Annotated in this window: 24 protein-coding genes; 13 read left to right on the forward strand and 11 right to left on the reverse strand. The window is 38.2% G+C overall.

Translation table 11 applies throughout. The annotated features are described in order from the left end of the window. The first annotated feature begins 44 nt into the window (after positions 1-44). Both BBW65_RS05575 and BBW65_RS05580 read left to right on the forward strand, forming a co-directional pair. Complete coding sequence (locus tag BBW65_RS05575) at positions 45-833, forward strand: phosphoadenosine phosphosulfate reductase domain-containing protein (protein WP_066340854.1); 789 nt, start codon at positions 45-47, stop codon at positions 831-833. A 1-nt stretch (position 834) separates the two neighbouring features. Continuing rightward, the gene (locus tag BBW65_RS05580) at positions 835-1,263 is read left to right on the forward strand and encodes a phage virion morphogenesis protein (RefSeq protein WP_066340855.1); all 429 of its coding nucleotides are present in this window, start codon (positions 835-837) and stop codon (positions 1,261-1,263) included. Here the strand turns inward: BBW65_RS05580 and BBW65_RS05585 are convergent, their stop codons facing one another. The 10 genes from BBW65_RS05585 to BBW65_RS05625 form a co-directional block, all read right to left on the reverse strand. Continuing rightward, positions 1,264-1,584 (reverse strand): TRL domain-containing protein, encoded by a 321-nt coding sequence (locus BBW65_RS05585; RefSeq protein ID WP_066340856.1) that lies wholly within the window; start codon positions 1,582-1,584, stop codon positions 1,264-1,266. It abuts the gene before it with no gap. A 66-nt stretch (positions 1,585-1,650) separates the two neighbouring features. Beyond that, positions 1,651-1,890 carry a Mor transcription activator family protein gene (locus tag BBW65_RS05590; RefSeq protein WP_066340857.1) on the reverse strand — a complete coding sequence of 80 codons (240 nt, stop codon included), beginning with the start codon at positions 1,888-1,890 and terminating at the stop codon, positions 1,651-1,653. Then, positions 1,887-2,291 carry a phage protein GemA/Gp16 family protein gene (locus BBW65_RS05595; RefSeq protein ID WP_066340858.1) on the reverse strand — a complete coding sequence of 135 codons (405 nt, stop codon included), beginning with the start codon at positions 2,289-2,291 and terminating at the stop codon, positions 1,887-1,889. Before BBW65_RS05595 ends, BBW65_RS05590 begins: the two co-directional genes overlap by 4 nt. Next, positions 2,263-2,673: a hypothetical protein gene (locus BBW65_RS05600; protein WP_066340861.1), complete on the reverse strand. Its 411-nt coding sequence runs from the start codon at positions 2,671-2,673 to the stop codon at positions 2,263-2,265. Before BBW65_RS05600 ends, BBW65_RS05595 begins: the two co-directional genes overlap by 29 nt. Before the next feature lie 79 nt (positions 2,674-2,752). After that, complete coding sequence (locus BBW65_RS05605) at positions 2,753-3,238, reverse strand: host-nuclease inhibitor Gam family protein (protein ID WP_066340862.1); 486 nt, start codon at positions 3,236-3,238, stop codon at positions 2,753-2,755. Between the two features lie 10 nt (positions 3,239-3,248). Then, a complete protein-coding gene (locus BBW65_RS05610; protein ID WP_066340865.1) occupies positions 3,249-3,584 on the reverse strand; it encodes a DUF7768 domain-containing protein in 336 nt (111 codons plus the stop codon). A gap of 64 nt (positions 3,585-3,648) precedes the next feature. After that, on the reverse strand, positions 3,649-3,813 hold the full coding sequence (locus tag BBW65_RS07875) for a hypothetical protein (RefSeq protein WP_199919393.1): 165 nt from the start codon (positions 3,811-3,813) through the stop codon (positions 3,649-3,651). Positions 3,814-4,004: 191 nt separating this feature from the next. Further along, entirely contained in the window at positions 4,005-4,871 is an 867-nt protein-coding gene (locus BBW65_RS05615; protein ID WP_066340866.1) for an AAA family ATPase, read from the reverse strand. 171 nt (positions 4,872-5,042) lie between these two features. Then, a complete protein-coding gene (locus tag BBW65_RS05620) occupies positions 5,043-7,190 on the reverse strand; it encodes a DDE-type integrase/transposase/recombinase (protein ID WP_066340868.1) in 2,148 nt (715 codons plus the stop codon). An 8-nt stretch (positions 7,191-7,198) separates the two neighbouring features. Then, a complete protein-coding gene (locus BBW65_RS05625; protein WP_066340870.1) occupies positions 7,199-7,402 on the reverse strand; it encodes a hypothetical protein in 204 nt (67 codons plus the stop codon). Positions 7,403-7,490: 88 nt separating this feature from the next. Between BBW65_RS05625 and BBW65_RS05630 the strand changes: the two genes are divergently transcribed. From BBW65_RS05630 to BBW65_RS05645, 5 genes are all read left to right on the forward strand, one after another. Then, positions 7,491-8,279 carry an XRE family transcriptional regulator gene (locus BBW65_RS05630; RefSeq protein ID WP_083986094.1) on the forward strand — a complete coding sequence of 263 codons (789 nt, stop codon included), beginning with the start codon at positions 7,491-7,493 and terminating at the stop codon, positions 8,277-8,279. A gap of 91 nt (positions 8,280-8,370) precedes the next feature. Next, positions 8,371-8,544: a hypothetical protein gene (locus BBW65_RS07880; RefSeq protein WP_199919394.1), complete on the forward strand. Its 174-nt coding sequence runs from the start codon at positions 8,371-8,373 to the stop codon at positions 8,542-8,544. Positions 8,545-8,703: 159 nt separating this feature from the next. Further along, the gene (locus tag BBW65_RS05635) at positions 8,704-9,072 is read left to right on the forward strand and encodes a toxin C-terminal domain-containing protein (RefSeq protein WP_066340871.1); all 369 of its coding nucleotides are present in this window, start codon (positions 8,704-8,706) and stop codon (positions 9,070-9,072) included. After that, positions 9,069-10,016, forward strand: a complete 948-nt coding sequence (locus BBW65_RS05640; protein ID WP_066340872.1) for an Imm41 family immunity protein — start codon at positions 9,069-9,071, stop codon at positions 10,014-10,016. The genes BBW65_RS05635 and BBW65_RS05640 overlap by 4 nt, the downstream gene beginning before the upstream one ends. Continuing rightward, positions 10,013-10,960, forward strand: coding sequence for an Imm41 family immunity protein (locus BBW65_RS05645; RefSeq protein ID WP_066340876.1), 948 nt, complete (start codon positions 10,013-10,015; stop codon positions 10,958-10,960). The genes BBW65_RS05640 and BBW65_RS05645 overlap by 4 nt, the downstream gene beginning before the upstream one ends. A gap of 119 nt (positions 10,961-11,079) precedes the next feature. Here the strand turns inward: BBW65_RS05645 and BBW65_RS05650 are convergent, their stop codons facing one another. Beyond that, positions 11,080-11,322 carry a hypothetical protein gene (locus BBW65_RS05650; protein ID WP_066340878.1) on the reverse strand — a complete coding sequence of 81 codons (243 nt, stop codon included), beginning with the start codon at positions 11,320-11,322 and terminating at the stop codon, positions 11,080-11,082. 301 nt (positions 11,323-11,623) lie between these two features. Here BBW65_RS05650 and BBW65_RS05655 point away from each other — a divergent pair, with 301 nt between their 5' ends. From BBW65_RS05655 to BBW65_RS05680, 6 genes are read left to right on the forward strand one after another with little or no spacing between them, the layout of a single operon-like run. Further along, complete coding sequence (locus BBW65_RS05655; protein WP_066340880.1) at positions 11,624-11,857, forward strand: hypothetical protein; 234 nt, start codon at positions 11,624-11,626, stop codon at positions 11,855-11,857. A 25-nt stretch (positions 11,858-11,882) separates the two neighbouring features. Beyond that, the gene (locus BBW65_RS05660) at positions 11,883-12,308 is read left to right on the forward strand and encodes a hypothetical protein (RefSeq protein ID WP_199919395.1); all 426 of its coding nucleotides are present in this window, start codon (positions 11,883-11,885) and stop codon (positions 12,306-12,308) included. Then, on the forward strand, positions 12,309-12,785 hold the full coding sequence (locus BBW65_RS05665; protein ID WP_066340884.1) for a hypothetical protein: 477 nt from the start codon (positions 12,309-12,311) through the stop codon (positions 12,783-12,785). It begins immediately after the preceding gene. A gap of 40 nt (positions 12,786-12,825) precedes the next feature. Continuing rightward, positions 12,826-13,107 (forward strand): hypothetical protein, encoded by a 282-nt coding sequence (locus tag BBW65_RS05670; protein ID WP_066340886.1) that lies wholly within the window; start codon positions 12,826-12,828, stop codon positions 13,105-13,107. Between the two features lie 10 nt (positions 13,108-13,117). Continuing rightward, positions 13,118-14,029 (forward strand): DUF4279 domain-containing protein, encoded by a 912-nt coding sequence (locus tag BBW65_RS05675; RefSeq protein WP_066340888.1) that lies wholly within the window; start codon positions 13,118-13,120, stop codon positions 14,027-14,029. After that, positions 14,026-14,508, forward strand: a complete 483-nt coding sequence (locus tag BBW65_RS05680; protein WP_199919396.1) for a hypothetical protein — start codon at positions 14,026-14,028, stop codon at positions 14,506-14,508. Before BBW65_RS05675 ends, BBW65_RS05680 begins: the two co-directional genes overlap by 4 nt. The last annotated feature ends 162 nt before the right edge of the window (positions 14,509-14,670 follow it).

Raw genomic sequence — 14,670 nt, forward strand, 5'->3', positions numbered from 1 at the left:
TTGCTTTTCCTAAGGCAGCTAAATTTTATTAGAGAAAGGTAAATATGTTTTTTGCAAATTTGAGTGGGGGGCGTGATAGCACTGCAATGGTTATCAGATGGCTAGAGTTAGGAAAACCTCTTGATTTTATACTCTTTTGTGATACAGGTTATGAGTTCCCTCAAATGCACGACTATATCCAAAAGCTAGATTCATACTTGCAGAAAGAATTCAACAAACAAATCACAAAGATTGACAAAACCAAAGAGATTGAGCATTGGAGCTTCGCTTACCCCATCACAAGAGGAGAGCACAAAGGGAAGTTGAGGGGATTGCCAAAAATGCTAGGACCTTCTTTTTGCACCAGAGAAACCAAAGCAAAACCCAGCAAAGAGTTTATCCTCTCCCAATCTCCCCAAAAATTCAAAAACAACATTCTTATAGGCTACACTTACGATGAAGTGGAGAAGGGCAGAGTCTCAAACCTAGACTATGGCATCTCTATCTACCCCCTCCACCAATGGAAATGGAATGAAAAAGAGATAGATGTTTTTTTGAAAAAACGCCAACTTTTCAACCCACTCTACAACCACTTCCAAAGAACAGGGTGCTTTTTCTGCCCCAAACAAAGCAAAAAAAGCCTTTTTACCCTTTGGAAATATTATCCAGAGCTTTATCAAATCGCACTTGATATGGAAAAAAGGGCAAAAGAGCTCAATTGTATCAACCAAACCTTTAAGCCAAAAAGCCTTCTTGAGTATGCCAAAGAATTTGCCAAAGAATTCCAATATGCCAAAGAATTCCAAACGCCAGATATTGCACTAGACCATCAAAACTGCTTTTGTGGAAAATGATATGAAAGATTTAAACTCTCTCTCTGCCTTTTTGCAAGATCTAAGCAAAAAAGCCCAAGACCTCACCCCCATTCTCTACCACACCCAAGACGCCCTTTACCAAAAAACTATGGATTCCTTTGAAAAAGAGAGAGATCCCTTTGGCAATCCTTGGGCTCCCACCAAAAAGAAAAAACCACTCAAGCAAAAAATCCTACAAGACACAGGAGTGCTGAAAGCTAGTATCATAGCTAGAAACAATAGAGTGGATAAAGTGAGCATTGGAAGCAACCTAAGCTATGCTCCCATTCATCAGTTTGGAGGGCACGCAGGCAAAGGGGGAAAGGCTTTTATCCCCCCTAGAGCCTATCTCCCCACCCACAAAGGCAAAATCCCAGGGGATCTAAAGAGAAGTATCAAGCAGGCAATCAAGAAGCATTTTGGATTTTAATCACTCCCCAGTGACGATCACTTTGTACTTTCCAAAAATCCCAAGCACATTCAAAGACTCTCCATCCACATAATGAACCTTTTTGATCCCTGCACTCTTTGCTGCAGTCTCAATACTACAATCCCCTGTTGCAAAACCAAGAATGACTATACATTCAGCCTCGCCCACTTTCTTTTTGCTCTCATCAATCGTTTCCCCAGTAGCCATAATGGCGGATTTTGTTCCTGTATAAAATGAACCAATAGCCGGTGAAGTGACTTGCGAACATCCAATAAACAACAATCCTGATGTGATGAGCGTTCCATAAATCAAAGTTTTCATTTTTTTCCTTCTTTATAGTTTGGGTGCAGGATTTTATAAAAAACCCCAAAAAATGTCAAAAATACATCAAGATAGACTATTCCTATTCCACTCCCTCACAATCTTCTCCACACTCCTCACACTCAGATTGTATTTGTGAGCCAAAAAAACCTTATTATACCCATTATACTCCTCCAAGATTTGCTCCCTCACACTTGGGATCACTTTGGGCACATAGATATTCACCCCTCCATATTTCTTGCAGATTTTCTCCCAACTCATTCCCTCTTTATAACTCTCACAGATCTCTTTGAGCACGCCTCTCATTGTCTCTCCCTTTTGATTTTTTCTAGTCCGATGATGATCTTTGTCTTTTCTTTTGTGCTGCATTCCTCTAGCGTTCTTTTCTTAGTTTGGCGATAGATAAACTCACCAATCATTCCCCTCATTCCCAAATCCTCAAGCAACAAAGCGATCTTTTGATCTTGTCTAGAGCCAAAAAGCATCACTCTCCCTCTGATATCTTTGCCCCTCCCATTCTCATATCCATTTAGACTATCAATCAAAGAGAGGAGTTCCTCTATTCCAAGCTCCTTAGAGCTACTCACCCCAAACCTCACATATAGATAATCCCCCCAAGCTTGAGCACCCTTGATTTCTTTGTATTTTGGGTGGGTGTGGATTTTTCTCAAAAGTGCATTACGATATTGCCTTTGTTTCTCTGTCATTCCTACTCCTTATGATTTCTCTGATTTTTTCAAACATTCCAGCAAGCCTCTCATTTGTGCAATGATTGACAAACTCCCCCCTAGCTCTTTCCTCATAGCTTAGATCCTCCTCTTTTTCCTCTTTCTTTGTCTCCACTCCCCCATTCACCTTGCACACGATTTTTTTGAACACCGCGACCTTTTTGAGCCCCCTTTTTTTATACTCCCTCCTTAGCTCCTCCAAAAACACCTCCTCCTTCATTCTCCATTCTTGCAGATGAGCGGGGTGCGATAGTGTGATGCGTAAAATATCATTTTCTAGATTGATCCCCACTATTGGAAGTTTGACCACATCTAGCCACAAACTCCTTAACGCTTTGATTTTTTCAAACTTCTCCCACATTTCCTTTCCTTCTTTTTTGACTTCCCAAACCCACTTTAAAAGGCATTTTAATGCCCTTTAAACTAGCCTCATTAGAGGGTTACCCCTCCAATGACAAGCTCTCAATCTTTGGCTCAATCCGAAAGTTATCTTTCACCTCTCTTTTGAGTCCAAGCTTGACCAAGCTCGCCTCATCAAGCTCACTCAAAGCCTCCTTATTGGGCTTCTCTTCATAGAGGATACACTCTTTGAGCCCAAACTTCTTGATGGTGCTAATCAAAGCTTCCACCTTTGCTTTCACTCTTGGCAGGCTCACACTCTTACTGACGCGATAGCCGATGCTTCCATACACTAGCTCCTTGCTTCTCTTATCCACAAAATCTGCCTTATGCTCATTGCAAAAGCCCTCAATGCACTGCTTGAGATAGTTTCTCTCATTCTCTAGCTTGCCCACATCATTCTTATAAGCCTCTTTGATCTCATTGACTTTGAGTGTCACCTCTCCTTCAATCCTTCCGATCTCCACCTCGCACTCACAGATTCTTCTAAGTGCCTTGTCCACATCTTCATAATTTTTGATTTCCATTTTCGCTCCTTTAGTTTAGTAGGGCAAGCCCCAAATCAATCGCCACTTCTCTTTCTTTTGCCACCCCCTCACTCTTATAAGCACTCTTGACTTCATAGAAGCAATGACACTTAGCAAGAAGTGCCAACCCATCTTTGAGTGCTTCCTCTCTCTGCTTCTCCTCGCAATACACTTTTGCAAAAAGCAGCACAGGAGAAAGGGGGATATAGCCCCTCTCTTTCACCTCTCTGCACCCACTCTCTGCCATATCCATCACTCTTTGCCAAGCTTTGGGCGTGTAGTTTTCTAGCTCTAGGATATTTTTCACCGGACTTGCCACATAGCAAATCAACTTAGGTTCTTCCATTGATCCTCCTTTTTGTTTTTTTGGGAAAACCCCACAAAGACTACTGCCCCCTTTTTTGTAGTCTCTAGCGACCTTCCACGATATCCACCACAAACCCCTTATTTTCCCCAGACTTGATCGCGATAAACTCCCCCTGCACCTCAAAATACCTAGAGCTATACCCAGCCTTTCTCCCCCTGATGATCTCCACCTTGCCTCTCCCAAATAGCCATTCAATCAGTCTTTTCATATTTTTTCCTCCAAATACGCGATAATCCCCCTTTTTTGAGCCTCTTCCACTAGCTTTGTAGCATTCTCAACACTCCCAAGCCGATGAGATTTTGCTTCACTCTTGACAAATTCCAAAATCTCTCTCCCCAGCAATCAGAGTTTTTTTGAGCACCAAAACTCCAGCCTTTCCACGCACTCTCACCACCCCAATCATAAAATCACCATATTCACAGCATTCTTGATGATTTCTTCACTCAGTGGCTCACTATGAAGCTCTGCTAGTCTCCTAGCTCTTTTGTAGAGTTTGGAGCTTGCTCTGAAATTCCCCAGAGTGTAGGGATAGATTTCCTCACAGAACACCTCTTTGCATTCCTTCTTATCTAGCCCCTTCATCTTGTATTTTCCTCCGATCCGACTATAGAGCTGACGCAACTCTCCATTTTTTCCCACTAGATTCCTTACTAAGATCTCAGTCCCAAACAGCACCAAAGGCACACCGCTAAAATCCCAAATCCTGCGTAGATCTTCCAATGCTCTTAGGGGCAGATGCTCCGCCTCATCAATCATCAGCACCACATCAGCACTCTTTAGGTATTTAGCGATATTGCTAACACTCTCGTGCAGATTAGAGCCTCCATTAACTCCAAATCTGACGCATAGCTCTTTGAGCAACACACTTGCAGTAGTATGCAGTGTGGCTTCGATGAGCACGACATTGGGGTGGCTTTTGCTCCACTCTTTGGCGATACTGCTTTTCCCACTCCCAGCTTCTCCTGTGATGATGGCGATCTCTCTATTCTCAATCGCCTCAGAAATCACAAAATCACTCATTCTTTTATCCTTGCTCTCATAGAGCTTTGTTTCCACCTTTTGCTCTCTTTTGCTAAAATTGGCAATGTAGAGCTTGATTTTTTCTGCAAGCTCCTCACTTTTTCCAGTGTATTTGTCTTTCACAAAAAGTGAAATCGCACTTGCACTGACACCCAGAGCACGACTTAAAGAGGCTTGAGACACATTTTCTCTGCTCATAAAAGCTTCTAAGTCGGCTCTCACTTGAGATAGTTCTATCGCTTCCATTCCTTCTCCTTTTGTTTTTTATGAGGTTAAAACCCCAAATGAGACCACCACATCAAACCTCCCTATTTTATGGGTTGTGGTGAAGGTGGTGAAGGTGGTGGGCTCACTTGGAGCATTAACATTGCATTTTCAAAGAACTTGATTTTTTGGTGGGAAACCTAACCCAAAGCTTTAAGCCTTATTGAGAACACAAGCCTCCCAGCTATAGTCTTTTTTGCTCTTTTGGAGGTTTTTTGAAAGAGTGTATTTCTCAAGTTCTCCCCCCTCACTTGCTTCCTTGAGCTTGACTTCTCTCTCCATTACAGAGTTGAGGGGCTTGAGTTTGGGGGGTTCTATTCTTGTAGCCCCCTCCTTGATTTTCCTCACACCCTCCAAAAATCCTTCCTCCACCTCCTTGCGTGAAGCCTCCACTCCCTTCTTGATTGCCCTCAAGCGTTTCTGATGTTCTCTTTTGGCACTCTGTGCCATTTCTGCCACCAATGGATCATTCCCATCTTTGATGACCGCCTCCCCCAAAAAATTCATCTCCAAATCAAACACAAAGCTCTGATATAGATTATTGATATTCTGTGTGATATAGATAGAGGAATGCTCAAACATCTTAGGATGCACCCACTTATACCCACCCACGCTCACTCCCTCTTTGCCCACACTTCTTTTCATCGCAGGCAGCAGTTTGGCAGAGAGCTCGTATTCGTGGATTGCCCTAGCTTCATTCCTTTTGCTTTCAAATGCCTCTCTTGGAGACACCCCCAGAGCCTCATCATAAGAGTTGAGCAGCACCGCCTCGACATAATCATCCAAAATCACATTAAGCTCACTAAGCAAATGCAGATTTTCTAGATGTGTCTTATGCCCCCTCTTTAGCCTCCTCTCCTTACGATCAAAGAAAAACTCGATCGCCTGCCTCTGACTGACAGAATGCCCGATATACCCCTTCATCCATTCCATTAGATGGTTTTGCAATGTCCCAAAGCTCTTTTCCACAAAAGGCTTGCACCACCCACTATAAGCAGGAGTTCTCTCATATTCTATCCCCAGATTTTCTAGACACGCCTGCACATCTTGACTCACAAACGCCCTCCCATTATCCCCACGGATGATTTTGGGTTTGCCAAACTTGCTGATATATTTTGCGATAGCTCTTGCCACCCCTAGCTTATTCTCACTCTCACAGATGAAAAAACTCCTCACTTTAGAGTAAGTATCGATAAGTTGGATGAGAGTGAATCTCTTCTGCCACTCTCCCTCCACACTCACCCCCAGCATTTCTGCATACTCTCTTGCATCGATGATGAGATCTAGACTGCTCCCATCAATCTCTACGATTTCATTGAGAGTGATGCCCCTTCTAGCCTCACCCACAGCAGGAGCGAAACTTGAGACCACGCTATCACTTCCTTTTTCGATGAGTTTTTTGCTCATTGGATGCTTTCTTAGCCATTCCTGCACGAAGCGTCGCAACACGCTATAGCTCACAGCCTCCCCCCTCCTAGAGTTAAACACCTCAAAATCAAACTTCCCCTCTCTGTGCAGCAAGATATGCAATGCCCTGTGCATACTATTGAGATTCACTCCCCCCTTACTTGCTTTGATGAGGGAGACCACTAGCTCCTCACACTCTAGCTCCTTGATTTTATTCTCCCCATTGCGATTTTTCCCCCTTGTATCTCTCAGAGCCTCCAGCCCTCCTTGTTTATAAGCCCTTAGCCAAGCAAAAAGCTTGTTTTCACTTAGCTCAAAGCTATATTCCCCTTTGGCATTGAGAGCATAGATGAAATCTTTTGCCCTCATTTTCTCTTTTTTGGCTCTATTCCATTCTTGCACCACCCTTTGTTTCTCCAAAGCGAGCAGATAAGAGCGATCATAGACACTAGGCTTGATCCCCTCCACACCCAAAAGAGCAGAGCCACCACTCAAAAGAGCAGAACCCCCAGCAGAGCCACCCCCACCCAAACCAGCCCCAACAGAGCCACCAGCAGAGCCACCCCCACCACTCAAAAGACCTCCATTGCTAGCAGAGCCACTCAAATGATCTTTATTCTTTGCACTCATCTCCAATGCCCCACCCAGCACCTCTCTTTCATAGAAGCTTTGGGCTTCCTCTTCACTAGAGAATGGCTCATCCCAGATTCTAAGGACCCTACCACCACGCCCAATACCTTGGGTGTAGGAGAAAATAAAAAAATATTCACCAAAACGAACTACTCTTTTTTGCTTTACTTTTGCACGAGTCACTTTTTGATGAAGGACATTTTTGTCCTTTTCTATGCAAAAATTTTTTAAAGTCAGAAACTCCCTACTACTCACCCAAGCCATTATTCCGCCTATCCTACCTTGATCCCATCTTTTTCTAATGCCTCTTTCAATTCCTTAGCCCTCCCCCTAGCCCCCTTAACCAACCCCTGAGAAATCTGCCACAGAAGCCTGATATCTTTTTGGCTCATTCCCTTAGCCTGAGCCCACACAGAGAGCACTATCCCCTTATCTCTCATTTTTTGAGCTAAAGTTTTGTTCTTGTTCTTTGGCATAGTCTTTGCTCCTTTCTGATAGAATTCTATCTTAGTGGGTAGAATTATAGGGCATTTTTGGTATTTTTGTCAATAAAAAAGGACACAAATGGTTTATTTTGGAAAAAAGATTGCGGAGATGCGTATTGCAAAGGGAAAAACACAACAAGAGCTGGCAAATTTTTTAGGAGTCGATGTTAAAAAAATCGGAAGGATAGAAAGAGGCGAAACACGATCTATCAAGAACAATGATTTGCAAAAGATTGCTCTTTTTTTTAATGTTTCATTAGATTTCTTAATAGATCAAAATGTCAGTAAGTTGTCAGTTAGTCAAGAAAAAAATGTCAGTAAGTTGTCAGTTAGTCAAGAAAAAAATGTCCATAAGTTGTCCATAAGTCAAGAAAACAATGTCCATAAGTTGTCCATAAGTCAAAAAGTCCCTCAAAATGAGTGCGTAAGTGAGTGCGTTAGTCCCTCCAGCGATCCAAACTCCTACTACAATATCCCCAAGCTCACCCTCCACGCCCAAGCAGGAGGAGGAAACGAACTCCTAGATCTATGCTGCTATGAGAGTGGAGAAACACTCACCATCGACAAAGCCTTTTTCAAATCCATTCCCCAGCACAAGCTCAAAGCCATCAAAGTAGAGGGCTACTCAATGATTCCTATGCTCTATCCTGATAGTTGGGTGATTTTTGAGGAAAGCAGGGAATTCAAAGGAGATGGGCTCTACATCATCAACTACGCCAATCAATTGATGGTGAAGCTCCTCCAACTTGACCCAGCACGCAATATTTTAGACATCATCTCTGCAAACAAGGACTACAAAAGCTACTCCATCTCAGAATCCCAGATCGAGTTCATTGTCATTGGTAAGGTTTTAAGATGTATCATCTAACCCTTTAAACTCCGTTTAAAAGGGCTTTAAAGGCTTTTTGAATATTCTTTTGTAGCCAAATCCCCATACAAACCCATTTTTTAAGTGTCAAATGGCTCAAATTACGCATTTTAGGGGGTTGATTGATGATTATTTTCTGATGTGTCGCAATGATGTTCTAAAGATTGTCAAAAATCGTTCAAAAAATGTCCTAAAAATTCCTAATTTTTACCCTCACTTTGATTTTAAAAAAACCACCCTCAAACCACGCACACATCGCACCTAACACCCCCCAACCCCCCACTTTGATTTCATACACATTATTACAGAATAGCAAGGAATCAAAGAAGATGTTGATATACTTTTTGGTGATGATTCTTTTCTTGATAAGCTTAATGCTGCTATTTCTTTGGGAACAGGGATTGATTTCAAATCCATTTATTATATGGCAACAAGTGATGATAGCCCTAAAACACAAAATACCCCCTATTCAAATAAAGGGAATGGTGGTAGTGCCAATGGTGGGAATAAGGGAGATGGAGATAAGAAGGATGAAGATCGATTTAAAAGAGAGGGAAAAATTCAAAAAGATGAGGCTGAGAAAATTGCAAAAGAATTGGGTTATCAAAAAACCAATAGAAAATCTCATGGAGAGACAATTTATCAACATACCAAAAAACGAAGTGTTATCACAAGAGACACAGATTCTCATTCTGGGGGTGCATGGAAGGAGGCAAAAACGGCGGATGATCTAACGCCAACTAGACGCAATGGAACCTTTAATAAGGATTTGACAGAAAGGATAGGAAAATGAATATTCCCTATGATGTATTTAGAAACTTTTCAAATCAACATTTTGAAGATTTTTTAGAGGACAATAATTTTAGACATTGCTTATGGGATGAGAGAGGATGGAGCGATGAAGAATATTGGAAATTAGAAAAAGGTGTGATTGAGCTTATAGAGCTTAATGTAAATGGCAAATATCAAAAAAAAATCAATGCCATACTTGGAAAAATTATTGAAGTGTATTTTCTTATGCAAGAAACTCATGGCTGCAGCATTTATTTTAACGATTTAAATGTAGATAATCAAAATGGTTATATAGGAATACAAGAACGCATTGATCGATTCAAATCTCTTGTCCTAGCTCTTTTGTTTAACAATACAAAATTAATCAAAAAAAGCTTTCCCTATTCCCCTAATCCAAACAATCCACACAAACAGCAAAAACTAGAGTTTGACAAAAACAAGAACTTAAAACATCTAACACTTGTTCTTGAAGCTCCATTTTCTCTGAAAAATACTGCATATTTTATGGCAGGTTTGGGGATTGTGTTTCAAGAACTCTCTGCCAACATTAACTATCAAAAATCATATTATTATTGTGCAATTCCTTATCAGATTTTTCTTATTATACATTCTCCTTCTCCCATAAAAATGCTGAGCGATACAGCACAAAGAACAAGAAAAGAATTAGAACGCGATTGCAAAATCTTACAGATTGGACAAGGTAATCAAAAGGTTTGTATTTACAAGGTTGCTCATCTTGATGCTACTATCTTAGAACTTTATCTCTCAAATTTTAAACACAATGAATTGTTTTTTCTGCGTCTTGGGGATGATAATTCTGTTTTACATCTCTTGCTAAACAAAATGATTTCTCTTGATAAATTAATCCAAAAACAAGGAGGGGCGTATTTGTGTTATACCAATCTTGGAGAAAGACAAACTCTAGAAGTTAAAATAAGGAAGTGAGAAAAAGAAAATTGAAGACTAAAAACAAAATAAACAGCGATCTAAAAAAACTTCTTAGATTGAATGACGATTTTAAATATTGTCTGTGGAATGGAGGGGGATGGAGCGATGAAGAATATTGGAAATTAGAAAAAGGTGTGATTGAGCTTATAGAGCTTAATGTAAATGGAAAATATCAAAAAAAAATCAATGCCATACTTGGAAAAATTATTGATTATTATTTTGCTATGAATCCATCTTATATTATTGATTTTGAAAAACTCAACACTCAAAATCAAAGCGAAAATATCAATCAATATGATCGAATCGACAGACTGCAATTTCTTGCTCTTGCTCTTATGTATAATGATACAAATCTAATTACTGAAAATCAGCTTCCCTATTCCCCTAATCCAAACAATCCACACAAACAGCAAAAACTAGAGTTTGACAAAAACAAGAACTTAAAACATCTAACACTTGTTCTTGAAGCTCCATTTTCTCTGAAAAATACTGCATATTTTATGGCAGGTTTGGGGATTGTGTTTCAAGAACTCTCTGCCAACATTAACTATCAAAAATCATATTATTATTGTGCAATTCCTTATCAGATTTTTCTTATTATACATTCTCCTTCTCCCATAAAAATGCTGAGCGATACAGCACAAAGAACAAGAAAAGAATTAGAACGCGATTGCAAAATCTTACAGATTGGACAAGGTAATCAAAAGGTTTGTATTTACAAGGTTGCTCATCTTGATGCTACTATCTTAGAACTTTATCTCTCAAATTTTAAACACAATGAATTGTTTTTTCTGCGTCTTGGGGATGATAATTCTGTTTTACATCTCTTGCTAAACAAAATGATTTCTCTTGATAAATTAATCCAAAAACAAGGAGGGGCGTATTTGTGTTATACCAATCTTGGAGAAAGACAAACTCTAGAAGTTAAAATAAGGAAGTGAGAAAAAGATTTAAAAACACTCTAAATTGCTTAGAAATATTGATAAATATTGGTAGGGCGTAATTTCATACATTACTTAATAATTAAAAACCATTATTTGACATTAAACAATAGTGATATTTAGGAATTTTTCAAAACTCCACTGAATTTGAGTGTGCGACATCCTTTGTCATAAATGTAATCAAAATTTGGAAAAACAGATTTGAGTTCATCCAACTTATTGCGTCTTTTCAAATCTGATAGAACCTCGATAGCACTGCTTTTTTTATCGCTATAAGCGATTCTAAAAGCATTTTCAAGAGTTGTGGCTGGGATCTCAAGCTCATCGCGATTAATAAGAATACCAATACAATCAGCACTCAAGAGTGGAATGCTAGATATGCAAACTCAAAGATACTGCAAGAGGGGAATGTAAGAAATATCAAGGCTTATGTTAATGATGCTATGGGGAATGGAGAGAGGGATAATAGGGTTATAGTAACAGCTTTTAAGATTTACTGCGGATTATGTTTCCAAATATAAGAAAGCTCCAAGCCTAGAAGAATTCAAAAGGTTTGTAGGAAAAGAATGGCAAGGAATCAAAGAAAGTGTTGATATACTTTTTGGTGATGATTCTTTTCTTGATAAGCTTAATGCTGCTATTTCTTTAGGAGCAGGGATTGATATGGCAACAAGTGATAATGAACTAGAGAATGAGCAAAAAGATGAGCATAAGCAAGATGAAAAAAGAATCAATCCAAAAAGACAAGCAAGAAAAGAAGGAAAAGAAAGTGAAAACAGGATAAAAGGACTCCTAGAAATAATCAAAAACAAAATCAACAAGTTGATCATATTTCCGATATGCTTGATTAACAAAAGATCAAAGAAGGAGAAAATCTCACCTACCAAGAATTATTAGATATGGCTAAGGGATTATTTGATAAATGAGATCTATTGAAAAACTACCAATTGAATTAGTTTCCATTCACAGGAGTGGATACATGCTCAGATTGAATTTTCGAGATTGTAATGGGATTGAGCATGCTTTGCATATTCAATCCCATTGGAGATTTAAAAAGCACAATAGAATATTTGTGGGTTCTTTTGATTTGACCAATCATGCCAAAGAGGAGCTAGAATATCGATGGGGTAATACTCTTGCGGATTCTTTTTTGGAAAAACTCATAAATATTTTACCTTTAAGAATTATTCGTTTAAAAATTAATACACTTAGGGATATTTCAATCATTTTTGATCATAAGATTACATTTGAATGCTTTATTGATTCTTCAAAAGAAGAGCTTGAACATTGGAGATGGATTGATTTATCACATAGCTCTCCAAAACATATTGTTTTTAAAGAAGTTTAGATGCTTAAAATTTTAGAAAATTTACAGGTCAAAGATGTTTATGTTTATAAAGCCATTCTTTGCTTATCAATTGGAGAAAATGTCAAAATCAATACCAAGGTAGAAATACCTAGATTTGATTTAGAGATTCAATCTCCGTTTCGATTCATTCAAAATGAAATGATTCTCTTTGGATCTTATGAAAAGCTTTTCTTTGAGAATGTATATCAAATCAATCTTCTCCCCCTGCCTTTAAAAATTAAAATGATTAAAGTTAAAAGTTTTGGAGATTTTTTTCTCAAGTTTGAAAAAGATTTTTGTTTACAAGTCTTTGTTGATACAAGAAAAGAATGTGAAAATTGGAGGCTATCTGATAATTTAGAAGAAATCAATAATGATGTGATTTTTAATTACAAAGAAGATTTTTTTGCACAAAAGGCACAAAAATACAAAGACATTGAGCGATACTTGATTAGAAATCAGCACTCAAAGAAATGACAAAAGTCACAAAACACCCAACCAAATGACCAAAGGAGAAATGATAGAAGTGCTAATGGTAGGAAAAAGAGTAGTGATGAGGAGCAAGAGGAGGGGTAAGGGAAATAATCGCTACAATGAATCTACCCCTAAAGATGTCAAAACCCTTTCAAAATCCATAACAAAAAGCAGGTGGGTGATATCTATAAATTCAAAGAATAATATGTCAGGAAAAAACAATGTGGGCAAGTTCGATCTCTATAGAAATACGAAAACAGGGGAAATTACTCTTAAATCAAAAGATAGAAGGGCTTCTATTCCTACAAATATTTTTATAAACTAAGGAACATATAATGTCTATTCATGAAAAACCCCATTATTACTTTGAATTTACCCTTGAAGCTAGTGGAGATCAAGCACTTTTGATTGAGTTGGATTGGATTAGCAAAAAGCTAAGAATCAAGCCTTCTGAAAGTAAAATGATGGGAGAAAGCTTTGTGGCATTTAATCAAACTAGTATTTCTAAATTTACAAGATGGACTAAACAATCAAAAACATATCGCGATTGGGATATTGATATGAATTTTGAAAAATTTGTTGCAAGATTTCAAAAAAGAGAAAAGGAGATTATTGAGATACTTGACAAATACAAAGAGTGTGGGCTGTCAGCAAGTATTTGCTTTGTGCCTACTTTTTATGATCAAAATGCCTATAAAATAAAAATCCCACTTCATATTATGCGTTTTTTATCTACTACAAAATCGTTTTTTACAACTGACGCCTACTTTGAACCCAATCCTCAATTATCACATCTAAAATTTCGCCAAAAACCCCATTATTACTTTGAATTTACCCTTGAAGCTAGTGGAGATCAAGCACTTTTGATTGAGTTGGATTGGATTAGCAAAAAGCTAAGAATCAAGCCTTCTGAAAGTAAAATGATGGGAGAAAGCTTTGTGGCATTTAATCAAACTAGTATTTCTAAATTTACAAGATGGACTAAACAATCAAAAACATATCGCGATTGGGATATTGATATGAATTTTGAAAAATTTGTTGCAAGATTTCAAAAAAGAGAAAAGGAGATTATTGAGATACTTGACAAATACAAAGAGTGTGGGCTGTCAGCAAGTATTTGCTTTGTGCCTACTTTTTATGGGGAGAATGTTTATGATTGTGGAATCTCCCCCAAAATGGCATCTTGGTTATCAAGTATGCAAACCAATTTTAGAGCTAACCCTAAGGTTTTGACAGAAATTGTATGAAGAAACAAATCAAAAAAATAAGCCTTACATTAGTAGAGTTAAAAATTCTAGCTTATGAATTAAATATTCATGTATGTATTCACAGCACATCACAAGTCTGGAATCAACTAAATAAAGAGCTTGCTAAATGTATGCTTGATAACACTCAGGCATACACACAAGAGGGTTTTATTGTGAGTAATAGCAATATTATGCTGTTGCAAAATTATTCTTTAGAAGTTATTGGGGTCTGGAAAGGGAAAAATATCAAATCTATCCATAAATATCTTAGAGCAGATTCATCCTCAAAAGTAGAAATTGAGATTTTTTCTAATTGTCGTTTTTTTCTTTTAATTAGGGATGCAAAATCTCTTGGGGTTCTAATTTATACTCTCACAATAATGATGTTGCAATGCTTTGATAATCAAAACTATCCAACACCTTTAGGCAAGGCGATTGAGTGCTTCATTGATAAATTGCTTAATGTTGGTTTATTGTAATACAAGGGAAATGTAGCACCACCAATCAAAAAGCTATTAATGAAGAAGGATTGAAATCTTTCAATCATTAAACTACTCTCTACCACTTCACTCATCACCTCCATCTCTCAAAACCAAGATCTCATCACTGATCTTAATGGACTCTAAAGAAATGCTAGAAGT

Source organism: Helicobacter enhydrae, from assembly GCF_001693335.1.
In the GTDB taxonomy this organism is placed as follows: Bacteria; Campylobacterota; Campylobacteria; order Campylobacterales; family Helicobacteraceae; genus Helicobacter_G; species Helicobacter_G enhydrae.